Source organism: Bradyrhizobium sp. 23AC, from assembly GCF_054863025.1.
This window is the reverse complement of the sequence record NZ_JAVAYN010000010.1, coordinates 178,961-196,440: the sequence shown is the minus strand read 5'-3', so window position 1 is coordinate 196,440 and position 17,480 is coordinate 178,961. Positions and strand designations below refer to the sequence as shown.

Below are 17,480 nucleotides of genomic sequence, written 5' to 3'. Positions count from 1 at the left end.
CGCTCCATGCATTCCGTTGCCCTGCTGACCGCCAGCTATGCCAAGGATATCGAACGCTTTTCGCTGCTCAGCGAGAGCATCGACACTTGGCTCTCGGGATACACGCGGCATTATGTTCTCGTTAACGATGAGGATGTGCCGCTGTTCGCGCGCTTCGCCTCCGACAAGCGCGTCATCGTTCCGGCTTCGCGCTACTTGCCGAAATGGCTGTTTGCGCTGCCGCCGGCGCTTCAGTTCATCAGCAAGCGGCGTGTCTGGCTGTCGCTGCTGTCCTCGCCGGTGCACGGCTGGCACATCCAGCAGATCCTGAAGATCGCCGGCGTCCTCAATGCGCCCGAGCAGCGCGTCTGCATCCTGGATTCGGACAATCTGTTCTTCCGCGAATTCGACGTCGGCCAATATGCCGGCGCGGAGAAGACGCCGCTGTTCGTCACGCCGAAGGACATCCGCGCTGACCACCCGCTGCATGGGCTGTGGCTGCGCACCGTCGATCAGCTTCTCGGTATCAAGGACCGCTCCTTCCCGGCTGACGATTATGTCGGCAACGCGCTGGTCTGGGACAAGGACACCGCGCGCGCGATGACCGCCGCCATCAAGTCGGCGACCGGCTTGAACTGGGTTCTGGCGCTGTGCCGGAAGAAGAAGTTCTCGGAATATCTGATGTACGGCCACTTCGTCGCGAACTCGCCCCCGCATCTTGCCGCCCATCGGGTCACCGAAGACAGTATCGCGGTCTCGCATTGGGATGACACGCCGCTCGACCGCCCGGCCATCGAAGCGCTTATGCGTGCCGCCTCGCCCGAGCAGGTCGCGCTCTGCATCCAGTCCTATTCCTCGACCTCGGTCGAGGATATCCGCGACGTATTCCGCCTCAGCTCGCGCGATCGCCGGGCTCCGAGCCTGTCGCCCGAAGATATGGGAGACGCGGCCGAGTTCGAGGTGAAGACGCGCAGCTAGGCTCGCGCGTTCAAACGTCCTTCGTGAACTTGCTGATCACGTCCATGAACGGCTTCGGCTTGAACTCGCCGTCGAGCGGCAGCGGCCGGTTCGGCTGCTTGTCCGCGCGGGCGAAGGTGCCGTTGATCCAGCTGTAGCGATCCGAGAGGCCCCAGGTCAGGATCGAACGCACCGGGCCGCTGGTCGAGATGGCGGTGAGGAGATCGTCGACGCGTTTGGCGACGATGGCGTCGCGCTCCGCCGGATTGCCCGTCAGCTTCTGGTCGTCGACGTCGAGCTCGGTGACATACACCTCAAGCCCCCACGAGCGCAGCTCGGTGACGAACTCGGCGAGCCCATGGGTGTCGATCTCGAGCTCGGCATGCAGATGCGATTGCAGTCCGACGGCGTGGAGCGGAACGCCCTGGTCGAGCAGGTCCATGATCAGATTGCGATAAGCCGCGCGCTTCGCAATGAAGGAGTCCTTGGCCGACTCGATGTCATATTCGTTGATCGCGAGCTTGACGAAGGGATCGGCCGCAGCCGCCGTGCGGAACGCCAGCGGAATCCAGCTTTGACCCAGATGCTGCGTCCAGAACGTATCGCGCCGATCCTTTGGGCTGCGGGGATTGTCCGGGATCGGCTCGTTGACGACGTCCCACGACGTCAGCTTGTCCTTATAATAGGAGACGACGGTGCCGATGTGGTCGACATAGGCGCGCTCGACGCCGCGGGTGTCCTTGATCTGCTTGGCCCAGTCCGGAATGTCGTGATACCAGGCCAGCGCGTGGCCGCGCATCGTCAGATCGTTGTCCCGCGCAAAATCCAGGATCGCGTCGGCGCGCTCGAAGTTGAACGTGTGCGCATTCGGCCGCAGCATCGGCCATTTCAGCTCGAGCACCGGGACGACCTGGGTGCAATAGGTGCTGATGGCTTCGCCGAGCCTGGGATCGGCTTGCAGGTCCCAGAGCGTGGCCGCTGCGCCGAACCCCTGATGGCGCTGCGCCAGCTTCGACGCCGGTGCGGCCGACGCGGATGCGCCTGCCGCGAGTGCTGCAGCGCTGCCGAGGAGCAATTCGCGTCTGTCGAGCCTGGTCACGGCCGTCCTTTTCGAACCAACGCACCATCGTACCAAGCGGCGCCTCGCGACGCCGGGGTTTCGCCTTGTTGGGTTAACCTCTGCCGCGTGGAAGTCATGGTTCCTTTTCGTGATCGCGCCTTGCCGTTCAGGGAAGGGCAAATTTAACGCTAACGCGCGAAAGCGGCTCCAAGGCTTCATTCGCCGCCCGATCTGCAGACTTATGTGACACTCTTGAGCGATGCTGCGGCGCATTCGTTTGCCCCGCCAAAAGCCCCATTTAAGGCCCCATTCGAGGCCCCATTGATGAACGGCCGCCACACTCGCAAGACCGCTGCCGGTCCCGTGCTCGCATGCTGAACCGCCATTTCTCGATTTATCTCGTCGCCTACATCCTGCCTGCGGCGGTGGGCTTCTTCGCGGTCACGGCCTATACGCGGCTGCTGACACCGGCGGAGTACGGCGTCTATGTCGTGGGCATCAGCCTCGCCGGCATTCTGGGCGCGATCTTCTTTGCCTGGATCAAGCTGTCGGTGTCGCGCTATCAGGCGATGTCGGCGGAGGTGGATTTTCGCGGCACGGCGATGGTGGCCTTCGGGCTCACCGTCGCGGTGCTCTGCGCCACGACGCCGCTGGTCTTCCTGTTCCGCAGCGACCTCAGTGTCGAGCTGCTGCTTGCCAGCATGTTCGTCGCGATCATGGCCAATGCGGTCGATGTCGGCCAGGAGTTCGAACGCGCCAAGTTGCGACCCTACCGGTTTGCCGCGATTTCGATCGTGCGCAGCGTGTCGAGCGTCGGCTTCGGCCTCCTCGGCATCTGGCTCGGCTGGGGTGGGTTGGGGCTGCTTGCCGCGTTCGGTCTGGGGTCGCTCACCGGCATCATCCTGAACCTGGTCGGCGACCGCACGAAGATTGCCCGCTTTCAGCGCAGCCAGTTCATGCAGCTCGCCCGCTACGGCCTGCCGCTGACGCTCGCCGGGCTTTCCGTCGCAGTTTATTCGGCCTGCGACCGGCTGATCGTCGCCTATCTGCTCGGCAAGGACGCCGCCGGCATCTTCGGCGTTGCCGCCGACTTGCCGCGCCAGTTCATGGTCATGATCGCATCCAGCGTCGCCGCGGCCACCGTGCCGCTGGTGTTCCGGTCGTTGTCCGAGAATAAAAGGGAGACGACGCGGGAGCGGCTGACCGAGAGCCTCGAGCTGCTGCTCGTCGTCGTCACCCCCGTTGCGATCTGGCTCGCGCTTGCGGCGGATCAGGTCGCCGGCACACTCGTCGGCGTCGACTTCCGCGCCGGCGTGTCGGCGCTGCTGCCGACCCTGGTGCTTGCCCGCTTCTTCGGTATCGCCAACCAGTTCTACGTGCAGATCAGCTTCCAGCTCGCCGAGCGGCCCTTCATGCTGGCGGCGCAGTCCTTCCTTACGCTGATGGTCAGCGTGGTCCTGATGTTCGCGCTGGTCGCCGGCTACGGCATCTACGGCGCCGCGCTTGCGACGCTTGCGACCGAGGCGCTCGGTTTCCTGGTTGCCGTCGTCCTGATGCATCGCGCCCACCCGGTCCCGTTCGACCTCGGCCGCCTCGCCAGTATTGCGGCCTCCGCTGCGGCGATGGCGGCTGCGATCCTGGCTGCGCGGTCGCAGGCGGGCGGCACCGGCTTCATCTCGCTCCTCGTCGTCAGCCTCGCCGGTGGCCTTGCCTATGTCGGGACGGCCTGGCTGCTCAACGTCGCCAATGTCCGGACGCTGTCGCTGCGTTTCCTGCGAGGCTTCAACCGTAAGGCTCTGGGCGTCTGACGGGCGTGTCCTCGCCGGCACAGCCGGACATTCTGCCGCAGTGACTGCCACCAGGTTCGGACCAACCCCGGCTGCAACCGACCTTCCGCCGGCTCGGGCCGTCGTATATGAGGGATTTGTCGCCGGAGCGGGCCGAATATCGCCACAGACGGAACGTATGGCGGCTGCGATTTCTTAATTGAATGACCGCAATCTGATACATGATCGGCACGAGCGGGCCGGCATTTCGACCGAGGATGGCATGAAAAACCGACTGACGACGGCGCAACCCACCAAGGCGATGCGGCGTCGGGTGCCTCCCGGAATCGTGACATTGGCGGCAATGGCGGTCCTGGCAGCGGTCGCGCCGGCGAGCGCGGCCAAGCAGGCGCGCCAGCCGGCCGAGGCGGTGGCGCAGCGCCAGGCCGGCGATCCCATCATGGCGATCGTGTCGATCAAGAGCCAGCAGGTCACGTTCTACGATTCAGAGGGCTGGATCCTGCGCGCGCCGGTGTCGACCGGCACCACGGGACGCGAGACGCCGGCCGGCGTCTTTGCCGTCGTCGAGAAGGACAAGGACCACCGCTCGACCATGTATGACGATGCCTGGATGCCGAACATGCAGCGCATCACCTGGAACGGCATCGCGCTGCATGGCGGACCGCTGCCTGGCTATGCCGCCTCGCACGGTTGCGTACGCATGCCCTTCGGCTTCGCCGAGAGCCTGTTCGACAAGACTTATATCGGGATGCGGGTGATCATCTCGCCCCATGATACGGTCCCGACCGATATCTCTCACCCCTCGCTGTTCGTACCGAAGCCGGAAGCGATCGCGGCAGCGCCCAGGCAGGCCGACAAGCTCTCCGCCGAAGCCGACGAGGCCACAAGGGCTGCCGACGAGGCCAAGAAGGCTGCTTCCGCTGCCGCGAAGGAAGCTGCTTCGCTTCCTGCTGCGCTGCGCAAGCTGGAACAGCAGAAGGCCCGCGCTGACGCCGAGCTCGCCTTCGCCGACAAGACGCTCGCGAACGCCAAGAACGATCAGGCCCGCGCCAAGGCCGAGGAGTTGAAGCAGAAGGCGGCGACCAAGGCCGCCGACGCGGCGACGCAGCTCGACGCCGCCAAGGCCGCCGCGCAGCCGAAGCGCGATGCCGTGGCCGCGACGAAGGAGGCCGCGAAGGCCACCGCGGCGAGGAAGGCCGACGCCGTGAAGGCTGCGACCGACGCAAAGCTCGCGGGTGAGCCGGTCTCGGTCTACATCAGCCGCTCGACGCAGAAGCTCTACGTGCGGCGAAACACGCATAAGCCAGCACCCGATGGCGGCGGCGAAGTGTTCGACACCAGCATCGAGGTCCCCGTCACGATCCGCAATCCCGAGCAGCCGATCGGCACGCATATCTTCACGGCGATGGCGAAGTCCGCTACGGGCCTGCGCTGGAGCGTGGTCACGATCGAAAACGGCGACGAGGCGAGGAATGCGCTCGACCGCATCACCATCCCGCAGGACGTCTGGGATCGCATCGGGCCGACTGCATTGCCGCGCTCGTCCATCATCATCTCGGACGAGCCACTGAGCAGCGAAACCAATTACCGGACCGAATTCGTCGCGGTGTTAAGCGACCAGCCGCAAGGCGGCTTCATCACGCGCAAGCCGACCGCTCCTGCCATGATCGCCAGCGATGACGGCTGGGACAATGGCGGTAACGGCTTCGGCTTCTTCTACCAGCGTGACCCCTACGTACAGCCGGCCAATCCGCGCCGGCAGCGCGGCCAGTACCAATACTATCAATCGACGGAGCCGATGCAGCGGAGCTGGTGGTAGGACAGGACGGCAGCTCGGCCGCGGCCTGCAGCTACGGCCGGGCTTCGATCACCACAGCCTGAATCTTGCCCTCGACCGGGCCGGCGCCATGACGCGTCCGGATCGCCTCGGCGACGATGTCGGTTGCGGCCTGAAGCTTGCTGGCGTCCCTTGCTTCGATCTCGCTGCGCAGCGGCGTGCCCTGGCAAAGGGCGAGCGCGACATATTCGGGCGATGGCGCGCGGCTTGTTTCAGATCGCGTCTCGATCGAGATGTCGCGGAAGCCGGCACGTTCGAGGTCGGCTCTGATCACGTCCTTGTCGTGATAGCCGTGGGGCGTGCGGACCATGAAGCGCGGCGGGTCGTCGGGAAACAGTTTGCCGAGCGCGACTGTCGCTTCATGCGTCAGCACATTGTCCTCGATCCGATCCCAGACGTTGAAGACGAACGTGCCGTCCGGCTTCAGGACGCGCTTTACTTCTCCGTAAGCCTTGACGCGGTCCGGAAAGAATATCGCGCCGAACTGGCAGCAGACCACGTCGAACTCGGCATCACCGAAGGGCAGGGCCGATGCATCCGCGTGGCGCCAGCTGATGCGGTCATCGTCCGCCTGACGCTTCGCGGCGACTGCGAGCATCGGCTCGTTGAGATCGGTTGCTATGTAACGGATGCCGCGCGGCAGCGCCGCCGCCACGGCGCGCGTCACTGCGCCTGTGCCTGCGGCGATCTCGAGCAGCGCGAAGGGCGAGCGAGCGGCAATGCGTCTTGCGATGTCCTCCGCATAGACGGAGAACAACATCGGGACCAGATACTCGTCGTAGATTTTCGGAATCGAGCCGGCGAAAACCTTGTCAGTGTCGGACATGATTGCCTCGCTGAAGGTTCGGACACGGGGTTTATGTACCATGGTTTGCCCGCCAATGCGCCTGCCCAGCCGGCGACCGATCCTACGATTTCCCGCCACCAACCTCGCGGATCGGCCGCGTGCCGTCCCAGCTCATCGCGGCCTGCCGGACCTTCTCGAAGAACGGCCCCTTGGTGCCGCTGATGTCCGAGATCTCGATCACCGTGCCCGGATGGTCCTGCGTGTCGAAATAAGCAAAGCGCCCCTTGTCGCCGCCGATCTGGCCCTCATGGCCGATCCTGTAGCCGAGCCCGATCGCCTTGTCGTAGAGCGCCTGATAGTCGTGGCTCCAGTAGGACATGTGCTGGAGGCCTTCGTGCCCGGCGTCGACGAATTCCTTGTACAGCGAGGGCGCGTCGTTGCGCTGCTGGATCAGCTCGATCTGGAGGTCGCCGGAATTTGCCAGCGCGATGCTCATCTCCACGGCGGAGTCCTCGCCGCGGTGACGAAACCAGTCGGTCTTGACCCGGTCCATGTAGTACCAGGGGCCGACACCCATCACCTCGATCCAGTGCTTCATCGCGGCGTGGATGTCCCGCACCACATATCCGTTCTGGCGCACCGCGCCGAAGATGCGGCTCATGCCCGCGCTCCTGTTCTCTGCCTATTCACTTGACCTCAATGCCTGCGTCCTTGGCAACCTGCTTCCAGGCCGCGATGTCGCTCGCGTTGAGGTCGCGCTGCTCATCGCCGGGGACGAATTGCGGGGTGATGCCGAGTGCCAGGAGCTTCTGCTTCACCACCTCGTCACCGAGCGCGTCCTTCAGGGCCGCCGAAAGCTTCTGTGCGATCGGCGGAGCGACGCCCGCCGGCGCATACATCGCCCAGGACAGACTGCGGTCGAACTGCACGCCCTGCTCCCCGTAGCTGGCGACATCGGGCAGGCTCGGTGAGCGCTCGCCGCAGGCGGCCAGCGCCTTGATCGAACCGTCTTTCACCAACGGCGTTGCGGTGGCCACGTCGAGCGTTGCAAGGGAGATGTGGCCGCCGAGCAGATCGCCGGCGAGTTTTGCGATGCCGTTGAACGGCACGTGGTCCATCTTGATGCCGGCCTGTTGCATCAGGATCTCCGCGCAGAATTGGCCGGTCGAGCCGACGCCCCAACTGCCGTACTGGATCGGCTCGCCCTTCTTGGCCAGAGCGACCAGGCCCTTGATGTCGTTGGCGGCAAAATTCCTGGTGGCGACCAGCATGATCGAGGAGGTGCCGACGCGGCCGATGGTCGTGAAATCCTTGATCGGATCGTAGGGCAGTTTTGGATAGATTGCCGGCGCCAGAACGTGCGTGGTCATGCCGCCGACGGTGATGGTGTAGCCGTCATTCGCGGATGTCGCCACCATCTGCGTGCCGAGCGTGCCGGCTGCACCGGTGTGGTTCTCGATGTAGATACTCTGTCCGAGCGTCTTGCCCATCCTGTCGGCGAGCAGCCGGCCGACCACGTCACCGCCGCCGCCCGCTGCATAGGGCAGCAACATCCTGATCTTGTGGCTGGGGTAGGCGGCCGGATCCTCTGCCTGCGCCGGCAGGGCCGTGAACCACAATGCGAACAAGGAGAGCGTGACGGTGCGCAGCTTCATGATGTTTCCCCCTAATCCTCGAAACGAAATCTGTAGGCATCGCCGTGCCTGACCACGCGTCCCGCGGTCGGTGCCGGAAAATGGCCGGTGAGCAGATAGCTCGGCGTGTCCGCGAGCTCTTCCAGCAACGCCATGCGCGTTGCCAGCGCCGCAGCCGGATCTACATCGGCGGCGTTGGAGAGCCACGGCGCGGCGCACTGGATCGGATGATGGATGACGTCGCCCGACATCACCGCATGGTCGTGGCCGCCGTTGAGATGGATCTGCAAGTTGCCGGCCGTGTGCCCCGGAGCCGGCGCAAAGCGCAAGGCCGCGTCGCGAGCGCTAAACAGGCGATGGTCGGTCTCGACGAATTCGGCGAGGCCTGCGGCGACGACCGGCAGCACGGAATCCTCAAACGAGCCGTGGTTCACCGGGCTCCTCGGCGCCGCATTGTGCGCGGCTTCGAACTGGTGATATTCGGCGCGGCCCATCAGATAGCGCGCATTGGGGAAGGTCGGCACCCAGCGGCCGTCGATCAGCCGCGTGTTCCAGCCGACATGATCGACATGCAGATGCGTGCACATCACGAAGTCGACCTGTTCGGGCGCAATGCCCAGCGCCTGCAAGTTCTCCAGATAGGGTTGGTCGAGCTTGTTCCACGCCGGCACCCGCGGTCGATGCTTGTGATTGCCGCAGCAGGTGTCGACGATCGCAGTCCAGCGCGGTGTTCGCACCAGATAGGAGTGGTGGCTGAGGATGAAGCGGCCGGTCTCCGGTTCGATGTAGCGGTGATCGAGCCAGCTCCGGTTTTCCGCGATCACCTCGTCGGTGACGTTGGCGAACAGCCAGCTCTTGTCGAAGGCAAGCGAAGGAATCTCGCTGACGAGATCGACCTGCATGCTGCCGATCGTCACCTGTCGCATCGATCAGTTCTTCAGCAGATCGCCGAACGGCACCCAGCGGGTACCGTCGAAACGGATCAGCTGCAGGCTCGTCATCGGCGTGGTGCGCTCGGGCGAGTTGCTCACCGAGGTGCCGTTGATCAGCATCGGCAGCTTCACGTCCTTCATGGTGGTCGCCTGCTTCATCACGTTGGCGCGGGTGAGGTCGTTGCCGGAGGCCTTCAGCACCGTCACCAGCGTCTGCGCGATGGTGTAGCCGTACACGTTGAGCCAATCGCTCTTGTTGGCGTCCGGCATGTACTTGTCGATGAACGCCAGCCATTCCCGGTAGCCGGGGTCATCCTTGTTGGCGGGATCGGTTGCGTCCTTCAGATACTGGCTGGAGATGACGCCGGTGGAATTGTCCTTGCCGGCCGGCTCCAGAACGCCGCTGATCGAGGCCGAGACGTTGGAGATGATGGTCGTCGGCTTCCAACCGATCTCGCCGATCTTGCGGATCGCCTGCGCGGCGAACTTCGGCGTTGCCGCGACCAGCACGACGTCGGCGCCGGCGGTCTTCAGTTGCAGGATTTGCGTATCGACGGTCGGCGCCGAGGTCTCATAGGCCGCGCGTGCGACGATCGCCTCGCCGGTGCCGAGGCCTTCCTCCAGCGCCTTCAGGTAATCCTTGCCGAGATCGTCGTTCTGGTAGAGCACGCCGATCTTCGCATTGGCGTGGCCCGTCTTGATGTACTTGGCGTAGGCGATCGCCTCGTCGCGGTAGGTCGGCTGCCAGCCGACGGTCCACGGGAAATTCTTGGGATCATCCCACTTCGCCGCGCCTGATCCTAAGAAGAGCTGCGGCACCTTGCGGTCGTTGAGATATTTGTGCACGGCGCTGTTGGTCGGCGTGCCGACGCCGCCGAAGATCAGCAGCACCTCCTCGCTCTCGACCAGGCGCCGGGTCTGCTCCACCGTCTTGGGCGGGCTATAGGCATCGTCGGCGATGATCATCTGGATACGCCGGCCGTTGACGCCGCCGTCGTCGTTCACCTTGCGGAAATAGGCCTCCGCCGATTTCGCGATCTGCGCAAACGCCGATACCGGGCCGCTCAGCGGCGCAGTGGTGCCGATCTTGATGGTCCTGTCGTCGGCGCCGGGATCGTATTTGCTTTGGGCAGAGGCGGCGCTGCTTGCGAGCAGCGGCAACAGGATGCAGGCCGCACGAAGGCGGGCAAAGCGCGCCATGACGTCGTCTCCCCAAAATTGCTCTCCGCCTCTCGAGGAGCGGAGTTGAAACGCGAGAACAGCGCCTGCAAGCGGGCTTGCGGGCCGGGACCGTTCTCGCCAGACTGGCAAACGAACGATCGTTCGTACGGTTGACTAGCGAACGATCGTTCGTTAGTCAAGCGGACATGGCTGTCCACACCTCCAGCGCGGCGGAAGCGGCTGCGCCTACGACGCGCGAGCGAATCCTCACCGAAGCGCTCGACCTGTTCGCGCAGAGCGGCTATGGCGGCGCCTCGATGCGCGAGCTCGCGCGCCGCGTCGGCATCCGCGAGAGCAGCCTCTACAATCATTTCCCCGGCAAGGCCGCGATCCTGGAGGCGATTGTCAGCGAGCATGGCCCGGCAAGCTCGGCGAGCCGGCTTGAGGAGCCGCGCTACAAGCAGCTCGCGCGACAGCCCGCAGCGTTCTGCCGGCAGTTTGCGCTCGACCTCGTCGAGCAATGGTCCGATCCGCGCGAGCACCAGTTCCAGAAGGTGATCACCGCCGAGCGTAACCGCGTGCCCGGCATCCGCGCCAAATTCGCCGATCATTTCTATGCGCGCGAGCAGAGCATGATGACGGATTATTTCCGTGGCTTTGCGCTCGCCGGCCTGGTCAAGACGCCGGACCCGCGCGAGACCGCGCGGCTGTTCGCGGCCGGCCTGATCTACGTTCGCCTCGAGCATTACGTGATGGGCGCTTCACCTTCGCCGCGGCCCAAGGTGATCGAAGCGATCGACCGCTATCTCGCCTTCTTCCTGTCGCTGATCGCGGCAGACGAGGACACCGACAACAAGAAACGAAAAACCAAGGGAGAGAACCGTGGCAAGGCTGCCCCTGATTGATCCGGAGACGACGAGCGGCGACATCCGCGCCTCGTTCGACCGTATGCCGGTCAAGCTCAATATCTTTCGCATGATGGCCCATGCCGAGGCCAACATGATCCCGGCGATGCGGCTCGGCAATTCGATCCTGCACAAACAGAAGCTCTCGGCCGTCAACCGCGAGCTCCTGATCCTCCAGGCCGCCCAGTTAGAGGGCGGCGCCTATGAATGGCGTCAGCATGTTCCGATCGCGCTCGGCGTCGGCTGCACGCAAGCGCAGGTCGACGCCGTCGAGCGCGCAGATTATGACGCCGCCGCGCTGAGCGAGGCCGAGCGTGCGCTGCTCAAGTTTGGGCGCGAGGTGGTCGAGAACGTCCGCGTGCCCGAGGCGACCTTTGCTGCTGCCCGCGAGCATTTCAGCGACCAGGAGATCGTGGAATCCATCGTTGCGCTCGGCTTCTACATGATGATGGCGCGCCTGACCGAGGCGACCGAAACCGATCTCGATCCCGCAGCCGGCATGACGGTCTATGACGGCGGCAAGAAATAGGCGGTCGCGATGACGGAAACCGACAACAAGCCGGAGCGCTATGTTCGACCGCCGAGCGCGGAATCGCTCGGTGAGGCGCCGCGCAGGGGGCGGCTGAAAGGCCGCCGTATCCTGATCGTCGGCGGCGGCCAGCGCGTGTTCGATGCCGCCACCGATCCGATCGGCAACGGCCGCGCCATGAGCATTTTGTGCGCACGCGAGGGCGCGAAGGTCGCGGTGGCTGACCTCAACCGCAGCTCCGCTCAGCAGACCGTCAGGCAGATCACCGATGAGGAGGGCGAAGGGTTTGCGATCGAGGCCGACGTGACATCCGAGGCCGACGTCCAGCGCATGATCGAGGAAGCCCATCGCGCCATGGGCGGCCTCGACGGCATGGTGCTGAACATCGGCACCTTCGGCAAGACCGGGCTCGATAACGTCAGCCCCGAGGAGTGGAACAGGATCTACGACGTCAATGTCCGCGGCCCCATGCTGTGCTGCCGCGCCGCGCTGCCGAGATTCGACGATGGCGGCGCCATCGTCTTCATCTCCTCGATCGCCGCGCTGAAGGCGGGATCGCAGATGGCGGTGTATGATTCCTCGAAAGCCGCACTCGGCGGCCTGATGCGCAACATCGCTCATCTCGGCTCGCGCCGCGGCATTCGCGCCAACCTCGTCTATCCCGGCCTCGTCGACACCCCGAACGGCCGCGAAGCCGGCGCCGGCCGTCCCAACCGCGGCAAGCGCCACGTCCCGTTCGGCCGCCAGGCCACGGCGTGGGAGATCGCCTATGCGGTGCTGTTCTTCCTGTCGGACGAGAGTGTCTACATCACCGCGCAGACGCTGGCGGTCGATAGTGGCCTGAGCGGGATGTGAGCGGCCGTCTATCGCGCGCCCGATCGCGCGCGACAGACGAGATGATCGAGCGAGATGTTGCCGGGCCCGTGAGCCATGATGCCGAGCGCCATCGCCGCCCAGGTGAGGTGGATCGGCCAGCCGTCGGGCACCGTGAGCTCGACGATGACAGTCATGAACAGCAGCCCGAGCGCGGCCAACCGGGTGCCGAGCCCGAGCACCAGCAGGATCGGGAACATGATCTCGCCGGAGCCTGACAGGAACGCCATCACGGTCGGTGCCGGAAAGTGATAGGGCCCGCCGGGCAGATGCAGCATGAACTCGTCGCTGAACAGCGTCACCGCGGTGTCATTCAGCTTGAAAAGGCCGCCCCATTTGAGCATGCCCGAGCGCCAGAACGGCACCGCCAGCGCGACGCGCAGCACGAGCTGGACGAGCGACGGCGTCGCAAGCGTCTGGATCAGACGATTGGCCCTGTCGACGAGCAGCCAGGGCGACGGCAGTCCGCTTTCGGTGGTCATGTGCTGGTCCGTGATCATGATGGGTCTCCGCAAGCGAGCGAGATGAAGGCGCCGGCTTCGATCAGTCCGACGATGTTCGCGGCGATGTCGAATTCGGGCGCAGCGTCCAGCGCCGCCTCAGCAGCCTCGCCGAGCGGCCGCCCCGAGATCAGGCCGTCCGCGAACACCGCCCCACCGGGCGGAAGACGGCGCACGGTGACGTCGAATGCGGGCCGCGTGATCAGGGCGTCCTCCGGCGTCGAGGCCTCGATGCGCAGAAGCGGCGTACCGTCGCGATTGGCGGCAAAGATCGTCACGGCCGCATATCGCGAGCGCAGGCATCGCGCGGCCGGATGCGGAACGAACACCAGATTGGCCAAACGGTCGGACGTGACCGCCGACAGCCGCTCCGCCGACAGCGGGGCGGCATCGCGCGCATGGTAGCAATCGAGCCAGGCCCGCTCGATGCGCGCGACGTCGGCGAGCCAGGGCATATCTTGCGCATGCTCATAGGCTTCGATGAACTCCGGAAAGCCGCGGCCATACTCGAACAGCAGCGGCGAGGTCGGCGGATTGCTGCGAACATGGAAGCGCGCCATGGCGCGGAAGAACTCGGCGCCGGTGATGCGTTGCACCGCCGGGTAGACCGCCGCCAGCGCGTCGATCAGGCTGACGGTGACGTTGTTGCGGTAGACGTCGTAGCGTCGGCCGGCCGCCTTGCCGTTCGGGCCGGTCACGATCGCCGGCGTGTTGCGCGTGGGATCCAACAGCGCCGGTGCGAACGCGGCGGCGTAGGACAGACCAGGTTCAGGCAGCATGACGGTCTCCCGCCACTGCTGTGCACTGATGACGGTCGAGGATCGCCTGCGCGGCAAGGGCTTTCGCCTGCAGCACCGGCCAGTCCGGAATTTTGCTGTCCCATTCGATCAGTGTCGGCACCGCGCCGCAGCGCCGGATCACGATTTCATAGAGCTTCCAGACGGCGTCCGCGACCGGGCCGTCGTGGCTGTCGATCAGCAGCAGCTCGCCTTCGTCGTCGGCCTGCTCGGCATGGCCCGCAAGATGAGTCTCCTGGACGTGCGACAGCGGGAAATCCGCGAGGTAGTCGAGCGCCGAATAGCCCTGATTGGTGGCGGAGATGAACACGTTGTTGACGTCGAGCAGCAGCCCGCAGCCGGTGCGCTCGGCAATGGCGCGGATAAACTCGGTCTCGTGCATCGAGGATTCGCGGAAGGCGACATAGGTCGAGGGGTTCTCCAGCAGCAGCGGACGGCGGATCGCCTCCTGCACCTGATCGATATGGTCGCAGACGCAAGCCAGCGTCGCTTCGGTATAGGGCAGTGGCAACAGATCGTTGAAGAAATTGGTCTCATGGGTCGACCACGCCAGATGCTCGGAGACCAGCGTCGGCTGATAGCGCGCGACCAGGCCGCGGAAGCGCGCCAGATGCGCCTTGTCGAGCGGCCGCGGTCCGCCGATCGACATGCAGACGCCATGCAGCGACAGGGGATGGTCGCGCCGGATCGCCTCCAGCGCACGATGCGGCGGACCGCCATCGCCCATGTAGTTCTCGGCGTGGACTTCGAAGAAGCCACGCCGAGGTGCTGCCTCGAGAATTGCCCGCAGATGCTCGGGCTTGAAGCTCGTCCCGGCAACGCCGCCGATGGGCGTTGCGAAGCGGAGCGGCATGGCTGCTGGTCGGGTCGGCTGGATCACCGTGCTCATCGTGCTGCTCCGTTCGTGCTTGCTGGCGACGTCGCGTCGGCCGTCAGACCGGCTTGAGCGAACCCTTCTTGCCGCCCGGCAGCTCGATGCTGGTGCAAGTGCCGCCCTGCACGAACTTCCAGGCGTTGCCCTGGAAATCGATGGTCGAGGTGCCCTGGCAGGTGGTGCCCGGTCCTGCCGCACAATCGTTCTGGCCCTTCAGCGCAACGCCGAAGCACTTTTCCTTCTTGGCCGCGACGGCAGCTTCGCCCTCGGCCTTGGTCAGCGGCCCGGCGGCGGCGAGGGTCGCGAGCGCGGTCGAGACCGCGCCGGCGAGGACGAGCGAGGTGACAGCATGTTTGGCAGACATCGAGATTCTCCTGTTCGAGATGGCATCGCCTGGCAGGCGACGCGCGCATGGTCTCCTTCGTTGCGCGCGCAGCCCGCGTTACGGCGAGACTGCTCACGAACCCGTGAGACCGTTTGGATCCGGCGCACCGCCGGTGCGCTTGGGCCGGCATTAGCGGGCAAGCGTCCGCCCAAGGCCAATGCCTTGGGTCTATCGAGACGGTAGCCACCGGGCATTGGCGGCGCGCGTCCATTTTCTGCCAGACGTAACGGGCGAGCGCCGGCAGCGTAGAGCATTGTCAGTGGCTCGCGTGGACCGGCAGGCGAAGACAGCGATGAAGGTTGATCCCGAACGACGGCTTCATGCGATCGCAAGGCTGACGGTCAGCATCCGCCTCGCGGTGTCCGCGCTGGTCCTGGCTGCGATCCTGCTGACGGCCGCGCTCTCCAGCCTGTTGTGGTGGCGCACGGCGGAGGCGACCAGCCGGCAACTCGCCGCGACCATCAACGAGCAGATCGTGGCGGCGGTGCGCAAGGAGGTCTCGGCCATCGTCGACGAGGCGCGCGCCGCGCATACCGCGATCCGCACGCTGTTCCTGCAGAACGTGCTCGACACCCGCGAGGCCGACAAACGGGAATTCGTGTTCCTGTCGCAATTGCAGTCGCAGGCGACGATTTCCTGGGTCGCCTTCGGCTGGCCCGACGGCTCCTTCTTCGCCGCGCACAAGCTCGGCGATCGCCGCCTGGAGATGATGGAGATCTCGCTGACCGATCATCCGGGCCAGCGCCGCGTCGATGAATATGACGTGGTGCCCGGCGACATCGAATTCGCCAATCGCCGGTTCGAGCCGAATGGATTCCACGTCGCCGACCAGGCCTGGTTCAAGGCCGGGCTGACCGCGGACGAGCCGCAATGGTTCAGGGTGATGGACCACGCGACCGGCGAGCGGCCGTCGATCGCGTTCGCGGGGCCGATCGACGTCTATCAGGAGCGGCAAGGCGTTCTGGCGGTCATCATCGAATATACGAGGCTTGCGCGTTTCCTGTCGCAGCTCGAGGTCGGGCGCACGGGCACCGCCTTCATCGTCGACGGAGGCGGCGAGCTCGTCGCGGCGCCGGACAAGATGGCCGACGAACTGCGCCCTGCGCGCGGCGACACGACGCTGCTGCCACTGGCGCGCGCTGCGCTCGACAAGGCGGGCGAGGCCGGCCGCAAGGAGGCCTGGCGAAGCCGGCTCACCTCCGGCGGCGCGGCCTTCGAGGTTGCGCTGACGCCGCTGCCGTTTCCGGGCTGGTCGCTCGCCACCGTGATTCCGGAGGCCGAATTTCTCGGGCCGGTCGAGACGACGTTGCACCGCCTGATCCTCGGCCTCGCCATCGGCGCCGTGCTCGCCGCGCTGGCCTCGGCGATGCTGGCGCGTTCCGTCATCGCCGCGCCGTTGTCGCGCGTCGTCGGCGAGCTGCGCCACGTCGAGGCTTTCGCGCTGGAGCAGGTCCGCCGCCACCCCTCGCGGCTCAAGGAGATCGCGAGCCTGTCGGGTGCGATCGCCGAGATGGCGGCCGGATTGTCCGCCTTCCGCAAATTCATCCCGGCCGATCTGGTCCGCGGCCTGCTGCGCCAGGGCGTCGAGGCGAGGCCCGGCGGCAGCGTCCAGGAGCTCAGTGTGATGTTCATCGACATTGCCGGCTTCACCGGGCTGTCCGAGCGGCTGGGCGATCGCGTGGTGCCGCTGCTGTCGCGCTATCTGGACGTCACCTCGGAGATCATCGTCGCCAATGGCGGCACCATCGACAAGTTCATCGGCGATGCCGTGATGGCGTTCTGGGGTGCGCCGCAGCCGCAAGGCGATCACGCCGCACGATGCTGTCGTGCCGCGCTCGCCTGCCGCAGGGCGATCGAAGCATCGGGCCTCGCCGACGATCTCGGTCAGCCGCTCCAGATCCGGATCGGCATCAATTCGGGCCGCATGCTGGTCGGCAATATCGGCTCGGAGCTGCGGCTGAACTACACCGTGATCGGCGATGCCGTGAACGTCGCCAGCCGGCTCGAAGGCGCCAACAAAGTCTATGGCACGCAGATCCTGATCGGCGAGGCGGCCGAACGCCTGGCGCGCAGCGCCGTCATCACGCGCGAGGTCGATAGTATCGCGGTCTACGGCCGGGAGGAGGGACTTTCCGTCCACGAACTGATCGGGATCGTCAGCGAGGGCGCCACCGACGGTGAGGCGACCAGCTGGATTGCGGACTACGCGCGCGGCCTCGCCTCCTATCGCGCGCGGCGGTTTGCCGATGCGCTCGCCGATTTCGAGGTTGTGCTGAAACGGCGCGGCCACGATCGTCCCGCCGAGCTGATGCGCGAGCGCTGCCGGCAGCTCGCTGCAGCTGCGCCCGATGTCGCCTGGCATGCCGTGGCGGCACTGACCTCGAAATAGCGGCGTCGGAGTCCGGGATATCTGGCGCTCCAATCACGGCGTCCGCGCATCCGGCGGGCCAGGCCCTTGAGCTCGCCGGGCGTCTATAGTAAGG

General features: G+C 65.6%; 17 protein-coding genes. 7 read left to right on the top strand and 10 right to left on the bottom strand.

All coding sequences use genetic code 11. From position 1 onward, the window contains the following. The first annotated feature begins 6 nt into the window (after positions 1–6). Complete coding sequence (locus RAD10_RS23785; RefSeq protein WP_461619459.1) at positions 7–957, top strand: DUF6492 family protein; 951 nt, start codon at positions 7–9, stop codon at positions 955–957. 10 nt (positions 958–967) lie between these two features. Here the strand turns inward: RAD10_RS23785 and RAD10_RS23780 are convergent, their stop codons facing one another. Beyond that, entirely contained in the window at positions 968–2,035 is a 1,068-nt protein-coding gene (locus RAD10_RS23780) for an endo-1,4-beta-xylanase (protein ID WP_461619458.1), read from the bottom strand. A 332-nt stretch (positions 2,036–2,367) separates the two neighbouring features. Between RAD10_RS23780 and RAD10_RS23775 the strand changes: the two genes are divergently transcribed. Together RAD10_RS23775 and RAD10_RS23770 are read left to right on the top strand one after the other, a co-directional pair. Next, positions 2,368–3,804 (top strand): lipopolysaccharide biosynthesis protein, encoded by a 1,437-nt coding sequence (locus RAD10_RS23775; protein WP_461619457.1) that lies wholly within the window; start codon positions 2,368–2,370, stop codon positions 3,802–3,804. 241 nt (positions 3,805–4,045) lie between these two features. After that, positions 4,046–5,602, top strand: coding sequence for a L,D-transpeptidase family protein (locus tag RAD10_RS23770; protein ID WP_461619456.1), 1,557 nt, complete (start codon positions 4,046–4,048; stop codon positions 5,600–5,602). A gap of 31 nt (positions 5,603–5,633) precedes the next feature. On the opposite strand, the gene RAD10_RS23765 is transcribed toward RAD10_RS23770, so the two are convergent. From RAD10_RS23765 to RAD10_RS23745, 5 genes are all read right to left on the bottom strand, one after another. After that, positions 5,634–6,446: a class I SAM-dependent methyltransferase gene (locus RAD10_RS23765; RefSeq protein WP_461619455.1), complete on the bottom strand. Its 813-nt coding sequence runs from the start codon at positions 6,444–6,446 to the stop codon at positions 5,634–5,636. 82 nt (positions 6,447–6,528) lie between these two features. Beyond that, positions 6,529–7,068, bottom strand: coding sequence for a VOC family protein (locus RAD10_RS23760; RefSeq protein WP_461619454.1), 540 nt, complete (start codon positions 7,066–7,068; stop codon positions 6,529–6,531). 25 nt (positions 7,069–7,093) lie between these two features. Further along, positions 7,094–8,062 (bottom strand): Bug family tripartite tricarboxylate transporter substrate binding protein, encoded by a 969-nt coding sequence (locus RAD10_RS23755; protein ID WP_461619453.1) that lies wholly within the window; start codon positions 8,060–8,062, stop codon positions 7,094–7,096. Positions 8,063–8,073: 11 nt separating this feature from the next. Beyond that, positions 8,074–8,967 (bottom strand): MBL fold metallo-hydrolase, encoded by an 894-nt coding sequence (locus RAD10_RS23750; RefSeq protein WP_461619452.1) that lies wholly within the window; start codon positions 8,965–8,967, stop codon positions 8,074–8,076. A gap of 3 nt (positions 8,968–8,970) precedes the next feature. After that, positions 8,971–10,173 carry an ABC transporter substrate-binding protein gene (locus tag RAD10_RS23745; protein ID WP_461619451.1) on the bottom strand — a complete coding sequence of 401 codons (1,203 nt, stop codon included), beginning with the start codon at positions 10,171–10,173 and terminating at the stop codon, positions 8,971–8,973. A 167-nt stretch (positions 10,174–10,340) separates the two neighbouring features. Between RAD10_RS23745 and RAD10_RS23740 the strand changes: the two genes are divergently transcribed. The 3 genes from RAD10_RS23740 to RAD10_RS23730 are packed head-to-tail and all read left to right on the top strand — an operon-like array spanning position 10,341 to position 12,423. Further along, complete coding sequence (locus tag RAD10_RS23740) at positions 10,341–11,039, top strand: TetR/AcrR family transcriptional regulator (protein ID WP_461619450.1); 699 nt, start codon at positions 10,341–10,343, stop codon at positions 11,037–11,039. Beyond that, positions 11,017–11,568, top strand: coding sequence for a carboxymuconolactone decarboxylase family protein (locus RAD10_RS23735; RefSeq protein ID WP_461619449.1), 552 nt, complete (start codon positions 11,017–11,019; stop codon positions 11,566–11,568). The genes RAD10_RS23740 and RAD10_RS23735 overlap by 23 nt, the downstream gene beginning before the upstream one ends. Before the next feature lie 9 nt (positions 11,569–11,577). Then, positions 11,578–12,423 carry an SDR family NAD(P)-dependent oxidoreductase gene (locus RAD10_RS23730; RefSeq protein ID WP_461619448.1) on the top strand — a complete coding sequence of 282 codons (846 nt, stop codon included), beginning with the start codon at positions 11,578–11,580 and terminating at the stop codon, positions 12,421–12,423. Positions 12,424–12,431: 8 nt separating this feature from the next. On the opposite strand, the gene RAD10_RS23725 is transcribed toward RAD10_RS23730, so the two are convergent. From RAD10_RS23725 to RAD10_RS23710, 4 genes are read right to left on the bottom strand one after another with little or no spacing between them, the layout of a single operon-like run. Beyond that, positions 12,432–12,941, bottom strand: a complete 510-nt coding sequence (locus tag RAD10_RS23725; protein WP_461619447.1) for a DoxX family protein — start codon at positions 12,939–12,941, stop codon at positions 12,432–12,434. Beyond that, the gene (locus tag RAD10_RS23720; protein ID WP_461619446.1) at positions 12,938–13,720 is read right to left on the bottom strand and encodes an HvfC/BufC N-terminal domain-containing protein; all 783 of its coding nucleotides are present in this window, start codon (positions 13,718–13,720) and stop codon (positions 12,938–12,940) included. Before RAD10_RS23720 ends, RAD10_RS23725 begins: the two co-directional genes overlap by 4 nt. After that, the gene (gene bufB, locus RAD10_RS23715; protein WP_461619445.1) at positions 13,710–14,627 is read right to left on the bottom strand and encodes an MNIO family bufferin maturase; all 918 of its coding nucleotides are present in this window, start codon (positions 14,625–14,627) and stop codon (positions 13,710–13,712) included. Before bufB ends, RAD10_RS23720 begins: the two co-directional genes overlap by 11 nt. A gap of 43 nt (positions 14,628–14,670) precedes the next feature. Next, a complete protein-coding gene (locus tag RAD10_RS23710) occupies positions 14,671–14,976 on the bottom strand; it encodes a BufA1 family periplasmic bufferin-type metallophore (RefSeq protein ID WP_092253843.1) in 306 nt (101 codons plus the stop codon). Between the two features lie 313 nt (positions 14,977–15,289). On the opposite strand from RAD10_RS23710, the gene RAD10_RS23705 reads away from it, so the two are divergent. Further along, the gene (locus RAD10_RS23705) at positions 15,290–17,386 is read left to right on the top strand and encodes an adenylate/guanylate cyclase domain-containing protein (RefSeq protein WP_461619444.1); all 2,097 of its coding nucleotides are present in this window, start codon (positions 15,290–15,292) and stop codon (positions 17,384–17,386) included. The last annotated feature ends 94 nt before the right edge of the window (positions 17,387–17,480 follow it).

Excerpts from the sequence above, each read along its gene's own strand:
- RAD10_RS23785 (WP_461619459.1), top strand. The coding sequence starts at position 7 with ATGCATTCCGTTGCCCTGCTGACCGCCAGCTATGCCAAGGATATCGAA.
- RAD10_RS23775 (WP_461619457.1), top strand. The coding sequence starts at position 2,368 with ATGCTGAACCGCCATTTCTCGATTTATCTCGTCGCCTACATCCTGCCT.
- RAD10_RS23770 (WP_461619456.1), top strand. The coding sequence starts at position 4,046 with ATGAAAAACCGACTGACGACGGCGCAACCCACCAAGGCGATGCGGCGT.
- RAD10_RS23765 (WP_461619455.1), bottom strand. The coding sequence starts at position 6,446 with ATGTCCGACACTGACAAGGTTTTCGCCGGCTCGATTCCGAAAATCTAC.
- RAD10_RS23760 (WP_461619454.1), bottom strand. The coding sequence starts at position 7,068 with ATGAGCCGCATCTTCGGCGCGGTGCGCCAGAACGGATATGTGGTGCGG.
- RAD10_RS23755 (WP_461619453.1), bottom strand. The coding sequence starts at position 8,062 with ATGAAGCTGCGCACCGTCACGCTCTCCTTGTTCGCATTGTGGTTCACG.
- RAD10_RS23750 (WP_461619452.1), bottom strand. The coding sequence starts at position 8,967 with ATGCGACAGGTGACGATCGGCAGCATGCAGGTCGATCTCGTCAGCGAG.
- RAD10_RS23745 (WP_461619451.1), bottom strand. The coding sequence starts at position 10,173 with ATGGCGCGCTTTGCCCGCCTTCGTGCGGCCTGCATCCTGTTGCCGCTG.
- RAD10_RS23740 (WP_461619450.1), top strand. The coding sequence starts at position 10,341 with ATGGCTGTCCACACCTCCAGCGCGGCGGAAGCGGCTGCGCCTACGACG.
- RAD10_RS23730 (WP_461619448.1), top strand. The coding sequence starts at position 11,578 with ATGACGGAAACCGACAACAAGCCGGAGCGCTATGTTCGACCGCCGAGC.
- RAD10_RS23725 (WP_461619447.1), bottom strand. The coding sequence starts at position 12,941 with ATGATCACGGACCAGCACATGACCACCGAAAGCGGACTGCCGTCGCCC.
- RAD10_RS23720 (WP_461619446.1), bottom strand. The coding sequence starts at position 13,720 with ATGCTGCCTGAACCTGGTCTGTCCTACGCCGCCGCGTTCGCACCGGCG.
- bufB (WP_461619445.1), bottom strand. The coding sequence starts at position 14,627 with ATGAGCACGGTGATCCAGCCGACCCGACCAGCAGCCATGCCGCTCCGC.
- RAD10_RS23710 (WP_092253843.1), bottom strand. The coding sequence starts at position 14,976 with ATGTCTGCCAAACATGCTGTCACCTCGCTCGTCCTCGCCGGCGCGGTC.
- RAD10_RS23705 (WP_461619444.1), top strand. The coding sequence starts at position 15,290 with ATGAAGGTTGATCCCGAACGACGGCTTCATGCGATCGCAAGGCTGACG.